Annotated in this window: 16 protein-coding genes; 6 read left to right on the top strand and 10 right to left on the bottom strand. The window is 41.3% G+C overall.

Annotation, left to right across the window (positions count from 1 at the left end):
- Positions 1-17: 17 nt before the first annotated feature.
- A complete protein-coding gene (nrdR, locus tag KO530_RS18995) occupies positions 18-473 on the bottom strand; it encodes a transcriptional regulator NrdR (protein ID WP_216050037.1) in 456 nt (151 codons plus the stop codon).
- 68 nt (positions 474-541) lie between these two features.
- Here nrdR and KO530_RS18990 point away from each other — a divergent pair, with 68 nt between their 5' ends.
- Positions 542-1,015, top strand: a complete 474-nt coding sequence (locus KO530_RS18990) for a DUF6265 family protein (protein ID WP_216050036.1) — start codon at positions 542-544, stop codon at positions 1,013-1,015.
- 15 nt (positions 1,016-1,030) lie between these two features.
- On the opposite strand, the gene KO530_RS18985 is transcribed toward KO530_RS18990, so the two are convergent.
- From KO530_RS18985 to KO530_RS18975, 3 genes are all read right to left on the bottom strand, one after another.
- On the bottom strand, positions 1,031-1,429 hold the full coding sequence (locus KO530_RS18985) for a rhodanese-like domain-containing protein (RefSeq protein WP_216050035.1): 399 nt from the start codon (positions 1,427-1,429) through the stop codon (positions 1,031-1,033).
- Between the two features lie 143 nt (positions 1,430-1,572).
- Complete coding sequence (glyA, locus tag KO530_RS18980; RefSeq protein WP_216050034.1) at positions 1,573-2,829, bottom strand: serine hydroxymethyltransferase; 1,257 nt, start codon at positions 2,827-2,829, stop codon at positions 1,573-1,575.
- Positions 2,830-3,048: 219 nt separating this feature from the next.
- The gene (locus tag KO530_RS18975) at positions 3,049-4,041 is read right to left on the bottom strand and encodes a Gfo/Idh/MocA family protein (protein WP_216050033.1); all 993 of its coding nucleotides are present in this window, start codon (positions 4,039-4,041) and stop codon (positions 3,049-3,051) included.
- 212 nt (positions 4,042-4,253) lie between these two features.
- Here KO530_RS18975 and ettA point away from each other — a divergent pair, with 212 nt between their 5' ends.
- The 3 genes from ettA to KO530_RS18960 all read left to right on the top strand — a co-directional run bounded on the left by ettA (position 4,254) and on the right by KO530_RS18960 (position 7,433).
- Positions 4,254-5,921, top strand: a complete 1,668-nt coding sequence (ettA, locus tag KO530_RS18970; protein ID WP_216050032.1) for an energy-dependent translational throttle protein EttA — start codon at positions 4,254-4,256, stop codon at positions 5,919-5,921.
- A gap of 115 nt (positions 5,922-6,036) precedes the next feature.
- Positions 6,037-6,390: a PilZ domain-containing protein gene (locus KO530_RS18965; protein ID WP_216050031.1), complete on the top strand. Its 354-nt coding sequence runs from the start codon at positions 6,037-6,039 to the stop codon at positions 6,388-6,390.
- A 164-nt stretch (positions 6,391-6,554) separates the two neighbouring features.
- On the top strand, positions 6,555-7,433 hold the full coding sequence (locus KO530_RS18960) for a GGDEF domain-containing response regulator (protein WP_216050030.1): 879 nt from the start codon (positions 6,555-6,557) through the stop codon (positions 7,431-7,433).
- A gap of 16 nt (positions 7,434-7,449) precedes the next feature.
- Here the strand turns inward: KO530_RS18960 and radA are convergent, their stop codons facing one another.
- Complete coding sequence (gene radA, locus KO530_RS18955) at positions 7,450-8,814, bottom strand: DNA repair protein RadA (protein WP_216050029.1); 1,365 nt, start codon at positions 8,812-8,814, stop codon at positions 7,450-7,452.
- Between the two features lie 137 nt (positions 8,815-8,951).
- On the opposite strand from radA, the gene KO530_RS18950 reads away from it, so the two are divergent.
- Both KO530_RS18950 and suhB read left to right on the top strand, forming a co-directional pair.
- The gene (locus tag KO530_RS18950; RefSeq protein ID WP_216050028.1) at positions 8,952-11,459 is read left to right on the top strand and encodes a PilZ domain-containing protein; all 2,508 of its coding nucleotides are present in this window, start codon (positions 8,952-8,954) and stop codon (positions 11,457-11,459) included.
- 133 nt (positions 11,460-11,592) lie between these two features.
- The gene (suhB, locus tag KO530_RS18945) at positions 11,593-12,366 is read left to right on the top strand and encodes an inositol-1-monophosphatase (protein WP_216050027.1); all 774 of its coding nucleotides are present in this window, start codon (positions 11,593-11,595) and stop codon (positions 12,364-12,366) included.
- 274 nt (positions 12,367-12,640) lie between these two features.
- Here suhB and secF read toward each other — a convergent pair whose 3' ends face one another.
- From secF to queA, 5 genes are all read right to left on the bottom strand, one after another.
- Positions 12,641-13,582: a protein translocase subunit SecF gene (gene secF, locus KO530_RS18940; RefSeq protein ID WP_216050026.1), complete on the bottom strand. Its 942-nt coding sequence runs from the start codon at positions 13,580-13,582 to the stop codon at positions 12,641-12,643.
- Positions 13,583-13,591: 9 nt separating this feature from the next.
- On the bottom strand, positions 13,592-15,436 hold the full coding sequence (gene secD, locus KO530_RS18935) for a protein translocase subunit SecD (protein ID WP_216050025.1): 1,845 nt from the start codon (positions 15,434-15,436) through the stop codon (positions 13,592-13,594).
- A gap of 61 nt (positions 15,437-15,497) precedes the next feature.
- Positions 15,498-15,830, bottom strand: coding sequence for a preprotein translocase subunit YajC (gene yajC / locus KO530_RS18930; RefSeq protein WP_216050024.1), 333 nt, complete (start codon positions 15,828-15,830; stop codon positions 15,498-15,500).
- A 21-nt stretch (positions 15,831-15,851) separates the two neighbouring features.
- A complete protein-coding gene (gene tgt, locus KO530_RS18925) occupies positions 15,852-16,964 on the bottom strand; it encodes a tRNA guanosine(34) transglycosylase Tgt (RefSeq protein WP_216050023.1) in 1,113 nt (370 codons plus the stop codon).
- Positions 16,965-17,135: 171 nt separating this feature from the next.
- The gene (gene queA, locus KO530_RS18920) at positions 17,136-18,176 is read right to left on the bottom strand and encodes a tRNA preQ1(34) S-adenosylmethionine ribosyltransferase-isomerase QueA (protein WP_216050022.1); all 1,041 of its coding nucleotides are present in this window, start codon (positions 18,174-18,176) and stop codon (positions 17,136-17,138) included.
- Between the last annotated feature and the right edge of the window lie 77 nt (positions 18,177-18,253).

Raw genomic sequence — 18,253 nt, 5'->3', positions numbered from 1 at the left:
CTAAGCGGATAAAAAAATTAAGGCTTTTCACCTAATTTGGCAATTTCTTCACCAAACTCACGAATATCCTCGAATGAACGGTAAACCGATGCAAAACGCACGTAGGCGACTTTATCTAGCTCTTTGAGCGCATCCATGATCAAGCTGCCCAAGAATTCGCTGCTAATTTCCCGCTCTCCTGTTGCGCGCAAAGATGACTTCAACTGACTAATACAATGTTCCACTTTTTCAGTGCTTACGGGGCGTTTCTCTAATGCTCGCAATAAACCGGCGCGCAATTTATCTTCATTAAACGGCTCTCTTGAACCGTCGCGCTTAACCACTCTAGGCATCACTAACTCTGCAATTTCAAAGGTAGTAAAGCGCTCATGACAAGCGGTGCACTCTCGTCTGCGGCGCACCTGATGACCTTCGGCAACCAATCGGGAATCGATAACTTTAGTTTCTTGTTCAGAGCAGAAAGGACAAAACATAGACTTATTTTCTTTTCACTATCTACAGATGCTCGCTAAACTAGCATAAAAAAGTCAAAAGGTGATATATGCAACGTCTAATTTATCTATTATCAATAGTGATAATTATACTTAATGCGCACGTAGAGGCTGCTGATTCGAAATGTGTTTCCCTAACCCAACTGCAATGGCTTGTGGGGAACTGGCAAACAACGCCTGATGGCAATACCCAAGAAAGTTGGTTGAAAATAAGCGACGACACCTTAACAGGAACAGGCAGCAGCCGAGATGCATCAGGAAAACTCCAGCAACAAGAAAGTATGCGTTTAGTACAAATGCAAACAGAGATATTTTATTTAGCAAAAGTTGGCCACAATAGCTTACCAGTGGCCTTTAGAGCGAAAAACTGCACAGCAAATACCGTTACCTTTGAAAATCCAAATCACGATTTTCCAAAGCAAATAGAATATTTACGTACGGAAAACACCCTGTTAGTAAATGTGTCAGGTAACAATGGCAGAGGGTTTAAGGTGCACTACCAATTAAAACCAAGTGCCAATTAGTCTTTGGCAAGTGATTTACTCTTCAGTGACTAATTCAAATCCTTCGTCTAACCAACCTGTTACCCCACCAATGAGTTTTTTCACTGGTCGCCCCAATTCAGCTAATTTAAGAGCGGCCTTGTCAGCGCCATTGCAATGAGGGCCAGCACAATACACCACAAATAAGGTTTCATTAGGGTAAGTTTGGATTGTCTCAGAGTTGATGTTTTTGTGGGGTAAGTTTATCGCGTTGGGTAAATGGCCTTGTTTGAAAAGCACTAAACTTCGCACATCCAACAACACAAAATCTTGACGGTTATTGCTGATGGCAAAATGTGTGTCCCAACAATCCGTTTCTAAACTTAATAAATGTGCAAAATGGGCCTTTGCGACGTCAGCTGACGCGGCAGGTATTCGTGATACTACTGATGACATATATTACTCCTCTAACAAAAGTGAGTCTTATTATCAGCAACTTAAGGGCAAAGGCAAAGTAGCTAGTAAGCCAATATTCGATGATTCTAAGACAAAAAAAAGCCGCTGTTTATCAGCGGCTATATGTAGCAGAGTGTTAGAAATTAACCGTAAACGGGGAATTTCTCACATAATTCAATCACTTCTTTTTTAACTCTAGCAATAGTTTCCGCACTTTCAATATCATCAAGCACATCACTAATCCAATTTGCCACTTGTTTAGCTTCCTGTTCGCCAAACCCACGACGGGTAATTGCTGGAGAGCCAATACGCAAGCCACTGGTTACAAAAGGAGAGCGAGGATCATTTGGTACCGAATTTTTGTTGACTGTGATATTGGCACTACCCAATGCAGCATCGGCATCTTTACCAGTAATATCTTTATCAATTAAATCCAGCAAAAACAGATGGTTATCTGTTCCATCCGAAACAATTTTATAGCCACGCTCTTGCATTACGCTAACCATAGCTTTGGCATTTACGACAACTTGCTTTTGATATTCTTTAAATTCTGGTTCTAGGGCTTCTTTAAAGGCAACTGCTTTTGCTGCAATCACGTGACACAAAGGACCACCTTGATTACCCGGAAATACAGAACTATTCAATTTTTTGTAAATAGTTTCGTCACCACAAGCAGATAGAATCAATCCACCACGAGGACCAGCTAACGTTTTATGGGTAGTAGTAGTTACGACATGTGCATGGGGTAATGGATTAGGATAAATCCCAGCAGCCACCAAACCAGCAACATGCGCCATATCAACCAACAAGAAAGCACCCACTTTATCGGCAATCTCACGGAACTTCTGCCAATCAACAATACCTGAATATGCAGAGAAGCCACCAATAATCATTTTCGGTTTATGCTCAAGTGCTAAATCTTCCACTTGCTGCATATCAATTTCGCCAGTCGCTTCATTTAGACCATACTGAACAGCATTATAGGTTTTGCCTGAAAAGCTAACATGTGCACCGTGAGTAAGGTGTCCACCATGAGCTAGACTCATTCCTAGAACGGTATCCCCAGCGTCAAGTAACGCCATAAAGACAGCAGAGTTTGCTTGCGATCCTGAATGCGGTTGTACATTGGCATACTCAGCACCAAATAGCTGTTTGGCTCGCTCAATCGCTAAATCTTCTGCGATATCAACATACTCACATCCACCGTAGTAACGCTTGTGAGGGTATCCTTCTGCGTATTTGTTGGTAAGTTGAGAACCTTGGGCTTCCAAAACTCGCGGACTACAATAATTTTCCGAGGCAATAAGCTCGATGTGATGCTCTTGGCGTTGAGTTTCTTTTACGATCGCATCGTATAACTCGGGGTCAAAGTCAGCAATATTCATGTTACGTTTCAGCATGGTGTCTCCTCAACAACTCGGCACAACGTTCAGGTGATAACGCATAATTTCACCTTCGCAGGGATAAAAAATGAGCGCTTATTCTAGTCATTTTGATCGTTTTGTACATACTTTTACTGAAAAATGATCCAAACCCTTAAGTATAATTTATACCTGTTAGAGAGGGCTATTGTGATTATTTACGAGAATCTAAACTGTTGCCCAAATACGGCTGAATATTTAATCAACAGACTCGATAAATTCTGGAAACCTTAGATTTATTTGTTGGCGAATCGCATCTAAGGTGAGCATCACACTGAGACTGTCTGCATGGTTCATTCTAGAATCGCAAGAACGCCCCAGTAATATTGACTCCATGGTTGATTCGATTTGATATTCAAAGCCATTAACTGGATGAGGGAAATCCAAGGTTTGTTGCAATTTTTCATTTTTGAATAATTGCGCTTGCCGTCCGTTCCAAAAATATGCCGGCAAAGAAATGTAACCATCTTTTCCATGAATGCTCATAACATTGGAGCATTGGGCAGCCATGGTACAGGTAAATTGACTAATGACGCCGGACGGATAAGTTAAATTCACCGCTGTATTGTGATCAATTCCATCTTTGTTTATTTTGGCTGTTGCCTGTATCTCAGATGGATTTTCGGCTAACAAATACTGACTCAAACTAACACTGTAAATTCCCAGGTCCAATAAGGCTCCGCCAGCCAACGCAGGATCGGATATACGGTGATTTTCTAGGTCTGAAAAAGCAAAACCAATTTGCGAAGTAATATATTCAACCTCACCAATTTGTTGTTGTTCTATCCACTCTTTAACCTGTTCAAAGCACGGCATGAAGCGGCTCCACATAGCCTCTTGAAATACACATTGATGTTGTTGAGAAAGACTTATCAATTGCTTAGTTTGCTGGGCATTTACCGTAAGCGGTTTCTCCATCAACACGTGTTTCCCAGCCATTAGGCACGCTTTGGCTAACGGAAAATGATGGGAATGTGGAGTGGCAATGTAGACCACATCAACGTTTGGATCGGCAATTAAAGCGTGATAATCTTCAAATGTCACAGGCGCGCGATATTGCTCTGCAAACGCTTTGGCACGCTCAATATTTCGACTTGCCACAGCATATAATATTCCTTGAACCGAACTTGCTAGTGCCGTAGCAAATTGATGGGCTATGACGCCTGGTCCAATAAGACCCCAATTCAACATAACTATTCCTAATTTCATTTCCGTTAAATTTATTCTGCAGAAGGTAAATAAAAATACAAGGGGCAAAGCGATAGTTTTAAACACGAAAACGATTCAACTAACTAGTACTTATCAGCAAATACCGTAATCTGTGGCAAAAAATATCACATCAGCATTGGACTGTGGCTCGGTCTGGATTACACTAATGTTTTACCCTTTATTAAATCGGTACTATGGCACAATACGTATATAGCATGCACAGAGTGGGCAAGATTGTCCCACCCAATAGACACATACTTAAAAACATTTCATTGAGTTTTTTCCCGGGCGCTAAAATTGGCGTTTTAGGTTTAAACGGCGCAGGTAAATCAACATTACTGCGCATTATGGCTGGAATTGACAAAGATATAGAAGGGGAAGCTAGGCCTTCTCCAGAGCTAAAAATTGGCTACCTCCCCCAAGAACCCCAATTAGATGAAAGTAAAGATGTGCGCGGTAATATTGAAGAAGCCGTTGCAGACGTTGCCCACGCTATTAAACGCTTAGATGAAGTCTATGCTGAATATGCAGAAGAAAACGCAGACTTCGATGCCTTGGCAAAAGAACAAGGCCAATTAGAAGCAATAATTCAAGCCAAAGACGGCCATAATCTGGAGAATTCTTTAGAACGAGCTGCAGATGCACTTCGTCTGCCACCTTGGGATGCAGATGTAAGTAAATTGTCTGGTGGTGAAAGACGACGAGTGGCTCTGTGTCGGTTGTTATTAGAAAAGCCTGACATGCTGCTTCTTGATGAGCCTACTAACCACTTGGATGCTGAATCAGTCGCTTGGCTTGAGCGTTTCCTACACGACTATGAAGGCACAGTAGTGGCGATTACCCATGACCGCTACTTCCTTGATAATGTCGCAGGTTGGATATTAGAACTTGACCGCGGCGAAGGTATTCCGTGGGAAGGTAATTACTCCTCTTGGCTTGAACAAAAAGACCAGCGTCTTGCCCAAGAAGAGCGCACAGAAAGCGCCCGTCAAAAATCCATTAAACAAGAATTAGAGTGGGTTCGTTCAAACCCCAAAGGCCGTCAAGCCAAAAGCAAAGCAAGAATGGCTAGGTTTGACGAATTGACCACTGGTGATTACCAGAAGCGTAATGAAACCAATGAGTTGTTTATTCCGCCCGGTGAGCGGCTAGGCGACAAAGTTATTGAAGTTACGGGGTTATCTAAGTCTTATGGAGATCGACTGTTAATCGATAATTTATCTTTTAGCATGCCAAAAGGCGCGATTGTCGGCATTATTGGCCCTAACGGTGCAGGTAAATCAACCCTGTTTCGTATGCTCACCGGACAAGAGCAACCGGATTCGGGAGAAATCGTTTTAGGCGATACAGTGCAACTGGCAAGTGTCGAACAGTTTCGCGATCATATGAACGAGAAAAACACCGTTTACAAAGAGATATCCGATGACTCGGATATTATCCGAATTGGTAATTTCGAACTAAACAGTCGAGCATATTGTAGTCGTTTTAACTTTAAAGGTACTGACCAACAGAAATTTATTAAAGATCTCTCTGGTGGTGAACGTAATCGAGTTCATTTAGCGAAATTGCTTAAAGCAGGTGGCAACGTACTTCTGTTAGATGAACCAACCAACGACCTAGATGTTGAAACCTTGAGAGCCTTGGAAAATGCAATTTTGGAATTCCCTGGTTGTGCTATGGTTATTTCCCATGACCGTTGGTTTCTAGACAGAGTGGCCACTCACATTATGGATTACCGTGATGAGGGAAAAATCAACTTCTATGAAGGTAATTACACCGATTACGAAGCTTGGTTAAAAGAAACCCTTGGAGAAGATGTGGTAGAACCCCACAGACTTAAATACAAAAAAATCAGTAAATAGCCAGTGAGACGCGCGAATATCAGTGTGTGAAAGATGTGTCCGGGTAAAATCTTGGGCGCATTCACACGCTTTTTATGCTTAACTATGGCCATTGATGGCAACTTTGGGACTTACTATGGAAAAACGTCAATTTAACCGCGTTGATTTTTCAGCGCCAGCCATTTTGTTCCAACAAAATCGTCATTGGCAAACTAGCATTATTGATATTTCTTTAAATGGCGCACTTATTGGATATCCCGATGAATTTGAGGCTGACCTAGAGCAAGAATTTGAACTCAATATAGAGATCGAAGGAACTAACCAAGTAATTAAAATGTTTGGTGAAATCGTGCATTGTGCAAATCATTGTTTAGGCTTTCATATTAAATGTATGGACATTGACAGCATTTCAGATTTACGCAGGTTAGTTGAACTAAATTTAGGTGATGCTTCACTGCTGCAAAGAGACATAACTTCTTTGGTTTCTTAATCCTAAGTATAATAAACATTAGTATAAATTTTATGTACACTCTTGTGTACTTAACATACCCAGCTCAAAAACGAACTTTATATAAGTGTTTTGTTGAAAAGCTTAAGACAGGAGTTTGAGTTATCTTCAAAGTAGTTGACAAATTATTTGAAAAAGACAAAGTTTTGATTCTGATAGTGGAAGATGAACCAATTAGTGCATTAATTGCAGCTAAAGCGCTTTCAGATAATTTTATAACCCATCATGCAGCCTCTGGGCAAGAAGCTTTAGACTTTTGCAGCCATAGACTACCTGACATCATATTGATGGATATCAACATGCCCGTTATGGACGGTTTGACTGCGTGTAGAAAGCTAAAAGAAAACGAAAGTACACAAGAGATTCCGATCATTTTTGTTAGCTCCCACAACTCGCCAGAAGCAGAAGATGAATGCTGGGAAGCGGGATGCACCGACTTTATAACCAAACCTTTTTCTGTGACCACACTGCGGCATAGAGTCAATTCACATTTAGCCGCTAAATTAATGGCGGATAAACTTACGCGATTGGCTACTGTCGATGGATTAACAGAGGTGCAAAATCGACATTATTTTGATGGCTTTTTGGGCAATCAGATGAAGTTGTGCACGCGAATGAAACATCATATTGGATTAATCCTAATCGATATCGATAATTTTAAGCTTTATAACGACACTTACGGTCATATCAAGGGAGATTATTGTTTACGGGCAGTAGCAGATGCATTGGGTAAAGTTTTAAAACGTCCCACAGACTGTCTAGCCAGATACGGAGGCGAGGAATTTGCGATAGTGCTGCCTCATACTGATTTGAGCGGCGTACAATATATTGCCGATAGCATGCTTAACGCTGTTCGAAACTTGAATTTACCACATAAGCTATCGAGTTTTAGTCGGATAACAATCAGTGCAGGCGGTATCTGTATTTCTCCTCAGGATCTAACCCCGAATGAACTTATCCAAAAAGCAGATCAAAAATTATATGCAGCGAAAGATGCAGGCCGTGATCAATTCATTATTGAGTAGACCTGCATAGACTCCACTATAACGCCTCTAATGCTTCAGATAATCGCGAAACCGCTACGACTTCAATGCCCGGAATCACCTGTTTAGGTTTGTTTCCTTTAGGTACGATTGCTCGCTTAAAGCCATGTTTGGCAGCCTCTTGAATACGTTCAGTTCCATTTGGTACCGGACGTATTTCGCCCGCTAACCCCACCTCACCAAACGCAATAAGCTCTCGCGATAGAGTATGATTCCTAAAACTGGATATCATTGCCAACAACAGGGCTAAATCGACACTGGTTTCGGCTATACGCACCCCTCCGACGACATTGACAAACACATCTTGATCATTCATTTGCACGTTGCCGTGTCGATGTAAAACCGCAAGTAACATAGCCAAACGATTAGCTTCAGTGCCCACCGCGATACGTTTAGGATTTGCCATTTGAGAATAATCGACCAACGCCTGAATCTCCACCAACAAAGGACGGGTTCCTTCCCAAACCACCATTACGATGCTGCCTGGTGATTGTTGCTCTTCGCGACTCAAGAAGATGGCGGATGGATTGCTTACTTCTTTCAATCCCTTATCGGTCATCGCGAACACACCCAACTCATTCACTGCGCCAAAACGATTTTTATTACCTCGTAATGTTCGGTATCGGCTATCACTTTCGCCTTCGAGCATCATTGAACAGTCAATACAGTGTTCCAATACCTTAGGGCCTGCCAAATTGCCTTCTTTGGTTACATGCCCCACTAAAAACATGGCAATGTGATGTTGTTTAGCAAAACGTGTGAGAAAAGCTGCACTTTCGCGCACCTGAGAAACACTGCCCGGTGCAGATTGAATATCACTCACATGCATAACCTGTATAGAGTCAATCACCATGATGTCTGGTTTATGTACTAATGCTAATTCACAAATCGTTTCGACATTGGTTTCGGCTAGCACTTTTAATTTCGCAGTAGGTAATCCTAAACGTTGAGCGCGCATCGCAACTTGTTGCAACGATTCTTCGCCGGTCACATAAAGCGTATTCCGTCCTTGAGCCAAGTGACACATAACTTGCAATAATAAGGTACTTTTACCCGCTCCAGGAGAACCACCAATAAGCATTGCTGCACCAGGCACAACACCGCCTCCGAGTACTCGGTCTAGCTCTTTAAAACCGGCACTAAAGCGCGGCAGCGCTTGTAAGTCTATTTTATCTAAGGTTTCGACCTTGGCATGAGTTTGCCCTGCATAACCTTTTAAATTTCGTTCTGGTGAATGTTTGTCAGAACTGAGAACCACTTCAGAAATAGTGTTCCATGCCTGACAATCGTTACATTGTCCTTGCCAGCGAGGGAACTCTGCTCCACAATCGGTACATACAAAAGCAATTTTACGTTTAGCCATAAGTTGTTGAACTACATTAAATTAGGGCTAGTTGAGTAAATCAACTAAACCGGTAAGTTGGGATCAAAGGTTATTTATTCGTTGCCGATAAAAGAATATCATAACGACGCCTTAACCATAGCGAACATTTGATTGGCATGAGTCAAGATTTAGAAAAGTACCACGACATTATAGAACAGTTAAAACCAATGATAAATGAACCTGAATTTAATCAGGTTCTATCGCAGGTGGCTTCAGGCATCCCCAAACAAAAACGTTTTTTAATTAAAATGGAATTAAAGCGCCTATCCCGCCCCTGCCTGCGGCTTATCGATCTCAGAGGACAAGTGGCCGGTGACTGTCGAGAATTTACCTATCAAGATAAAACCCACTTTCTAGATGATACTGCCATTGATGTGTTCGAAAAGCAGGTACGGCTTTTTGGTGAGTATACCATGGGCGTTTATGAGGCGGTCAAAAATACCGAAAACAGTTATCGAGTTATTTATCAAAAGCAAAGAGAAGAAGCTGAGAAAGAAGGGGTCGTAGTAGAAGAACGAAAACCCCACCATGCTGAAGTTCTGCGCTTTGGTGAATATGCAAAACGCAGTGAAGAGCGGATGAATTTTGCGGTGAATATTGAGTTGTTTACCGAGCTGAATAAGAGCATCCAAGCGACTACCATTGACGTTTCAGTGAGTGGTTTAAAAGTGAAAGTAGCCAACGAACATCTGTTCAAAGTTGGCGAACGTATAACAGTCCAATTCAGAGGCTTGGAAGGCGAATACACTATTGATCGCAAGGTTGGGGTTGGTTACAACATAGTCGATGTAGAAAACAGTCAGCGCGAACAACGTATTTCATTACAGAAGAATGATGAGCATGCTCCCCATTCCTTTAAAGATTTTTTTGAAAAGTTTATCCATGGCAATAAACGTCGCTATAAAGTTAATATGGACAACACGCTCACGGCGATACATTTAAAAACCTACGAGCAGTATTTCATTCCCAATGTCACCTCTGTGCCGATTTATATCGAAAAAATAAACAATATCTATGTTCCCAAATACGCATTAATTAATGACAGTAATAAAGACCCATTATATTACTGGAGCGATGAGTTATTTGAGCTGCGTTTAGGTTACGTTTTAGGACATCAACGTATTGCACGGCTGTTAACCTTGCCTGAGCACTTTCAGGAAACCATTGTGTATTCTTTTAATCACGTTAAAGATGACAAAGTTTACTTTTATTCAGCCACCCAAGAAGAATTGTTTGAGCGTCCTGATTTAATGAAGGTTTTCCTTGGTTATGGCGGCAGAAAAGCCAGTTGGCGGGTTTTCAAATTACAAATTACAAACCTAGATTTAAATCAGGTACACATGCCACTGTCTTTGCCCGACACTGTCAGTAGTGCTGTGAAGCGTCAAAATCATCCACCGGCACCAAGATTAATGTCGCGCCTTAAAAATGTCAGACATATCGCCCTATTAACAGATATAACCGATGAAGTGGGCACCCAAAATTACGAAAAAATCCCCATTCGCCGTGGCGAAATATCACAGCTTAAAGTATTTGGGCATCCTCGAAACAAACTGCCACCAGCGGTGCAAATGTTTCGATTTAAATACCATAACCAACGCAAAGAAACTCGCTATCAACTGCGCACAAAAGTGCAATTAAATTTTGGTGACATGACCATCGAAGGAAGCAGTGAAGATGTGTCTACACGAGGAATGCGCGTTGAGTTGAATGACTTTTTCCATGGCGAAGAAAACGCTCTCGTGAAACTCAGTTTCCCGCTACTACAAAATGTCACCAAAAAATTTAACCTTGCCAACTTACCTTACAAAGTGAAAGGCATTTCATACGATCGAAACGTACTGCATTTACAAGCTGTAGTAGATTCGGTTAACAAGACGGCACAACGCTTTTTTGACGAGCTGATACGCAATAACCGAGGCAAATTAAAGGCCCATAGTGAAGAAGAGGAAATTCCAGGGATGGGCTCAGCATTGCGCAATCTGTTTGCTAAGAATGTGCTCAATACCGCCTTTTTTATCCGTAAAGAAGGGATTGATTTTCTACCTGATGCGATAGTTACTAGCAATCCGAATAGTCGGTTAAATAATCTATTGGCTTTTGATGCTGAAAGCGGCCAATACAATATGCATTTTTTATATTCAACTTACGGCGTTGAACTCGACTTTATTCAGTACACCTTGAAAAAGATCAAAACAAATAACAAACCTGTAATGCGAGAAATATTTGTTGCCTTCGACCCAAGCCGTGAATTCATCAATGAGGCAATTAAGAGCCGTTTTTCAGATCAGTTTCATGGTGATAAAGAACGCAAAAACTTCATTAATCAAGCACGCGAATCGGGCCAATTTATAGCGGTTAAAGTATTTTTAGCCAGAGCAGGACGGCCTGATATTGAACGATTGCAAGCAGAAATTAGTTACGTAGGTATTTACGCAATACATCGTGCCAAAATACTCGAAGAACAACTTTGGAATATTATTGGCGTAGGTGATTTGATCGATGTCACCGACGAAGTGATGATTCGACATAACTTTAGCCAGCAACAGATTTTTGATAACCAACAGATGCCGGCTTATCACAAGGTAAATTCCGACAAAATCGAAGATTTGTTAAAGGCCTAGCCGACACTAATACTAGAATTTGATTGCATCTGCAGGTAAAACTGGTAGACTGCGCGGCGAAATTTTGTGCGGTTTTGAAAGCGATAATTGTTCAAGACTGCTCGTCCGTTCTTTTAAAAATTGGTGGTAACTTATGCATCCTATGCTGAATATTGCGGTGCGCGCTGCTCGCGCTGCTGGAAATGTGATAACTCGTGGTTTTGAAAATCGTAATGATTTGTTGTTAGAAAAAAAAGGTGAGAACGACTTTGTCACCAAAATCGACAAAGAAGCCGAAAAAGTCATTATTGAAAAAATTCAGCAATCTTTCCCAGATCACTCATTTCTAGGTGAAGAAGGCGGCATAGTTGAAGGCAGTGACGAATTTAAATGGATCATTGACCCACTCGACGGTACCACTAATTTTATCAAAGGCATTCCTCACTTTGCCGTTTCAATAGCACTCATGCACAAAGGCCGAATCGATCAGGCAGTGGTATTTGATCCAATTCGCGGTGAACTTTTTACTGCAAGTAAAGGGGCCGGAGCACAATTAAATGGTTTCAGAATTCGTACCGGAAAAGCAAAAGACTTAAACAATACTGTACTAGCGACGGCTTTCCCTTTTAAAGCGAAAGAAACTTCAGACGATGCCATTCAGCGTTTTTCAAATATTTTTAAACAGTGTGGTGATGTGCGCCGTTGTGGTTCTGCCGCATTGGATTTAGCGTATGTTGCTGCCGGCCGTTACGATGGTTACTGGGAGCGTGGTATCAAACCTTGGGATGTTGCCGCGGGTGAACTCTTAGTGCGTGAATCTGGTGGATTAGTTACCGATTATAAAGGCGGAAACGATCCCCTTGATAAAGGCGAAATAGTCGCGGGTAACCCTCGTGTTGTTCAGTCATTGGTAAGACATTTGAAATAGTTGCCGCTGTATTGACTAAAAGATTGTTATAGTTTGGTCTTTTATCTATGTGAAAAGGAAGCGCTTAGCTTCCTTTTTTAATGCCTTGAGTTTATTAAACCTCACATACCCCCAGCCGCGTTCAGCCATGTAACTGAGTAGATATTCCCCCTTCATCTATCGTTTAAAGACTGAATACCTTACCTTTACATGTATGGAAATAATCGCGACGCTGGCAGCTAAATTTGAGGCATAAAAAAGCCGGGATAAACCCGGCTTTCGAAACAGTAAAAGACTAAGGAAGAGGGTCTAGATCCGCACCTTCTTTTTCTACTACTGTAGGCATTAAATCTTCGCGACTTATTCCCAGCATTAATGCCACCAGACTTGCCACATAAATTGAAGAATAAGTACCGATTATCACACCAAACAATAACGCCGTTGCAAAACCATGTATCAATGCCCCACCTTTATAAAATAACGCCATTAATACTAAAATAGTGGTTAATGAAGTAATAATTGTGCGGTTAAGGGTCTGCGTCAAAGATGTATTAATGATATCGATCGGCTCCCCTTTACGAATTTTACGGAAGTTTTCACGGATACGATCCGAAACAACAATAGTATCGTTCAATGAATAACCGATAACCGCCAATACCGCAGCCATAACCGTTAGGTCAAATTCAAGCTGCAATACCGAGAATAAACCCAAGGTTAAAATGACATCGTGGGCCAAAGCGATAACTGAACCCAATGCAAATCGCCACTCAAATCGCATAGCCACGTAAATCAGAATACAGATCAACGCGACTAACATTGCAAGACCGCCCTGCTCTGTCAGTTCTTCACCCACATTTGGCCCAACAAACTCAATCCGGCGCATGTCAACGTTATCACCGCCTGCACGTAAAGTGCTAAGAACCTGATCGCCCACTTCTTCAGCTTTTACACCTTCACGAGGAGCTAGACGGATTAACACATCTTCACTACTACCAAAGTTTTGCACAATGGCGTCACCAAAATCTGCAGCTTCGAGTTGCTGTCGAATTTGGTTTAATTCTGCAGGTTTATCGTAGCCTACTTCAATCAATGTACCGCCGGTGAAATCTAATCCCCAATTAAGCTGATTAACCCCTAAAGATACTAATGAACCAATAATGAGTATTCCCGATATAATCATGGCGGGAATGCGCATTGACATAAAATCAATACTTTCTTTTAATTTAAAAAATCGCATGTCCCGCTCCTAAATCGACAATTTCTGAAGACGTCTACCACCCCAAACACCGTTCACTATCACACGGGTTAGAATAATGGCTGTAAACATCGAAGTAGCTATACCTATCATTAACGTGATAGAGAAGCCTTTAATTGGACCAGTACCTACTGCGAATAAGATGATAGCAGCAATGAAGGTGGTTATATTCGCATCCAAGATAGTTGAAAATGCGCTGTCATAACCATGATGAATGGCTTGTTGAGGACTTCTGCCCTCGCGCATTTCTTCCCGTATCCTTTCAAAGATCAAGACATTAGCATCTACAGCCATACCAACTGTTAATACAATTCCAGCCATTCCTGGTAGAGTCAAAGTTGCCCCAGGTATCATTGACATCACACCAACAATCATCACTAAGTTCGCTGCTAGTGCAACATTTGCAACCAAACCAAACGCGCGGTAGTAAAACAGCATGAATGACAGTACTAAACTAAAGCCCCAAAGGATGGCTTGCATGCCTAGATTGATATTTTCTTGTCCTAAACTTGGACCTACTGTGCGTTCTTCGACGATGGAGATAGGTGCTATCAAAGCCCCCGCCCGTAAAAGCAATGACAAGTCACGAGCTTCTTTGGGTGAGTCTAGGCCGGTAATTTCAAAGCGACTGCCTAATTGAGCGCGAATAGTAGCAACACTGACGACTTCTCTCTCAGGAACAAATATTAGTTTGCCTTTCTCATTTTTCTCGCCAGTTGCTTGATATTCAATAAATACGGTTGCCATTGGCTTACCAATATTACCTTTAGTCGCCAAAGACATTTTACTGCCACCAGCAGAATCTAAAGAAATGGATACTTTTGGCATACCGTATTCATCGACACCAGCATTCGCATCAATGATATGGCTACCTTCTAACATCACTTTTTTAAGTAGTAATTGTGGAACACCTTGTTGGTCTTCTACAATTTCAGAACCTGGAGGAATACGACCATTTAAAGCATCACGAATGTCATGTTCTTGATCTAGCATTTTAAATTCTAGGGTAGCTGTGGCATTTAATATTTCTTTTGCCCGAGCCGTATCTTGAATACCGGGTAATTGAACAACAATGCGATCTGCACCTTGGCGCTGAATAACCGGTTCAGCAACACCAAGTTGGTTTACCCTGTTGCGCATTATGGTGATATTTTGTTTTACTGCATAATCCCGAATCTCAGACAGTTTCTGCTCTGACATTTTGGCCACTAAAATCAAATCACCTTGATCAACAACAGTAATATCACGATTGCGATTTCTGAGGAAAAATTCGGCTTTTTCTAATGTTTCTTGATCACGAAAACGCACATGAACAGATTCATCGACAATACTCACTCGTGAATAACGAATCTTCTCTTCACGTAAAGAGGTTTTAAAATCCCCTTCCATGTCTGTCAAAGACTTGGTGATTACAGAGTTCATATCCACTTCCATCAAAAAGTGAACACCACCACGTAAATCCAGACCTAATTTCATTGGTGTACCGCCTAAGCTGTCCAACCAATCAGGAGTATCAGGGGCTAAATTCATCGCTACTGTGTAGTCTTTGCCTAGTGATTCGGCGAGGGTTTCATTAGCTAATCTTTGTGCACTGTCATCGTAAAGACGAACCAATATTTGCTCATTTTCAAGTACAATCGACTTTTTTTCGATACCGGCATCGGCCAAGTCTTGATTGACTTTATCTACCAGAGACAAATCTAGAACTGCGTCACGACCAGCAGATATCTGCACTGCATAATCTTCACCATAAAGATTAGGGGAAGCGTATAACGCGCAAACGGCAACGACCATCAACACTAAAATGTACTTCCACAGGGGAGTTTTATTTAACACTTGCTATTCCTTTCCTACTTAAACGAAAAAGGCAAACTACCGTTTGCCGTTTTCAATTTAGTTAGATTGATTTCATTGTACCTTTAGGCAGCACAGCTGTAACTGCGCCTTTTTGAATCACGATATTTGTACTGTCATTTAACGAAATCTCAATAAAGTCCTTTTCTTCAGAAACTTTTGAAACTTTGCCAACCATACCGCCTTGAGTAAGGACTTCGTCACCTTTACCAATAGAGGCAACTAGGTTTTTATGTTCTTTAACCCGTTTCGCCTGTGGACGATACAGCATGAAATAGAAGATTAATCCGAAAACACCCAATAAAATAAGCATTTCAAAGCCACCGCCTTGTGCGCCAGCGTCTTGTGCATAAGCATTAGAAATAAAAAAACTCATAAATTCCTCATATATTTTTAGTTATAAAGCCGGTACCGGCATGTCTTTTTGTGCATAAAATTGTTCAACAAACTGATCAAGTTTTTGTTCAGCAATGGCATCACGTAAACCTTGCATAACTCTTTGATAGTAACGCAAGTTATGAATGGTGTTTAATCTTGCACCGAGTATCTCATTACATTTGTCCAAATGATGTAAATATGACCGTGAATAATTTTTACAAGTATAACAGTCACATTTCTCATCTAAAGGCCCTGTATCTGTTTTATGTTTCGCGTTACGTATCTTAATGACACCATCGGTAACAAATAAATGACCATTGCGCGCGTTACGTGTAGGCATAACACAATCGAACATGTCAATTCCACGTCGTACGGCTTCAACAATGTCTTCTGGTCGCCCTACACCCATTAAATAACGTGGCTTTTCAGCAGGTATTTTATCTGCGGTATGATCCAAAACACGAATCATATCCTCTTTCGGCTCGCCAACAGATAATCCGCCGATGGCATAACCATCGAAACCGATATCTTCAAGACCTTTCAAAGATTGATCCCGCAGACCTTCGTACATACCGCCTTGAATAATACCAAATAATGCCGACGGGTTACCTTCATGGGCCTGTTTGCTGCGTTTAGCCCAGCGTAAGGACAATTCCATTGAACGTCGAGCTTCAGGCTCAGTGGCTGGATAAGGGGTACATTCGTCAAAAATCATAACGATATCGGACCCCAAATCCCGTTGTACTTCCATGGATTTTTCAGGAGTCAGGAGAATTTTTTCGCCATTAATTGGTGATCTAAAAGTCACACCTTCTTCAGTGATTTTACGTAAATCTCCCAAACTAAATACTTGAAAGCCGCCACTGTCAGTCAGAATCGGCTTATCCCAATGCATAAAGTCATGTAAATCACCATGTTGCTTCATGATTTCAGTACCAGGACGTAACATCAAATGAAAGGTATTACCTAGACAAATATGTGCACCGGTTTCTTCTAGCTCTTCCGGTGTCATGCCTTTAACCGTGCCATAGGTGCCCACGGGCATAAATGCAGGCGTCTCAACAATGCCTCGGTCAAACACTAATCTACCGCGGCGAGCTTTACCATCGGTTGTATCTAATTCAAATTTCATTTTTAACCTTTTAAAATTTCTGCATACCGGAAAACAGTCCAGTGCTGAAAAACAGCGGGGATTATAAAGGAATAATGAGCAAGCTGAAATCATCTAAGGGAGATTTCAGCTTGAAAGTTACATTAATAAGCGAAAAGGAAGGATTTATATCTCAAATTTCAACAGTAACAGCTAAGATTTTTCGATAAACATAGCATCACCGTAACTAAAAAACCGATATTCGTTAGTAATTGCTTGCTGATAAGCATTCATCACGTTTTCTCTACCAGCAAAAGCACTAATCAACATAATTAAGGTTGACTCTGGTAAATGGAAGTTGGTCAACATGGCATCCACTATTTCGAATTGATAACCGGGATAAATAAAGATATCGGTATCTTCAAAAAAGGCTGTTAATGGTTTACCTTTTTTAATGGTTGCGGCAGCGGCAGACTCCAATGAACGAACAGATGTAGTTCCCACGGCAATAACACGTTTGCCTTTTGATTTAGTTTCGTTAATTGCATCGACAACATCTTGAGCGACTTCTGCATATTCAGAATGCATATGATGATCTTGAATATTATCGACGCGCACTGGTTGAAAGGTACCCGCCCCTACGTGCAGCGTAACAAAAGCAGTATTTACACCTTTTTGTTTTAGCGCCTCGATAGTTGCTTCATCAAAGTGCAGGCCTGCCGTAGGCGCAGCAACGGCACCAGGTTTTTCAGAGTAAACGGTCTGATAACGTTCTTTATCTGAATCTTCATCGGGTCGATCGATATAAGGTGGAAGCGGCATATGCCCAAACTTTTCCAGTAAACTGAGCACAGGTTCATCATTTACAACGTTTAATTCGAATAATTGATCATGACGAGTCACCATTTCCATTTGAATATGTTCTTCTAATATTAGAAGCGCTCCCGGTTTTGGTGATTTACTAGATTTAACATGGGCTAAAACCGTATTTTCATCGATAATTCGCTCAACCAACACTTCTACTTTTCCGCCGGTTGACTTTTTCCCTAACAAACGCGCGGGGATCACTCGGGTATTATTAAAAATAAGTAAATCACCTTCATCTATAAAATCGATGAAAGTAGAAAAATGAGTATGTTTTAAACCTCCATTCTTACCATCTAAACACAGTAATTTACTGGCGGTTCTTTGTTCTGTAGGGTATCGAGCGATTAGCCGCTCAGGTAAATCAAAATGGAAATCAGATAGTTTCATGAAGTTTGGTTAGCCCAACTGTAAGTTAATATTAATTATTTTACGTATTAAAAAATATACCTGCAACGCTTTCTCTA

This window comes from Aliiglaciecola lipolytica, from assembly GCF_018860635.1.
In the GTDB taxonomy this organism is placed as follows: domain Bacteria; phylum Pseudomonadota; class Gammaproteobacteria; order Enterobacterales; family Alteromonadaceae; genus Aliiglaciecola; species Aliiglaciecola lipolytica_A.
This window is presented reverse-complemented; position numbering and strand designations above follow the sequence as displayed.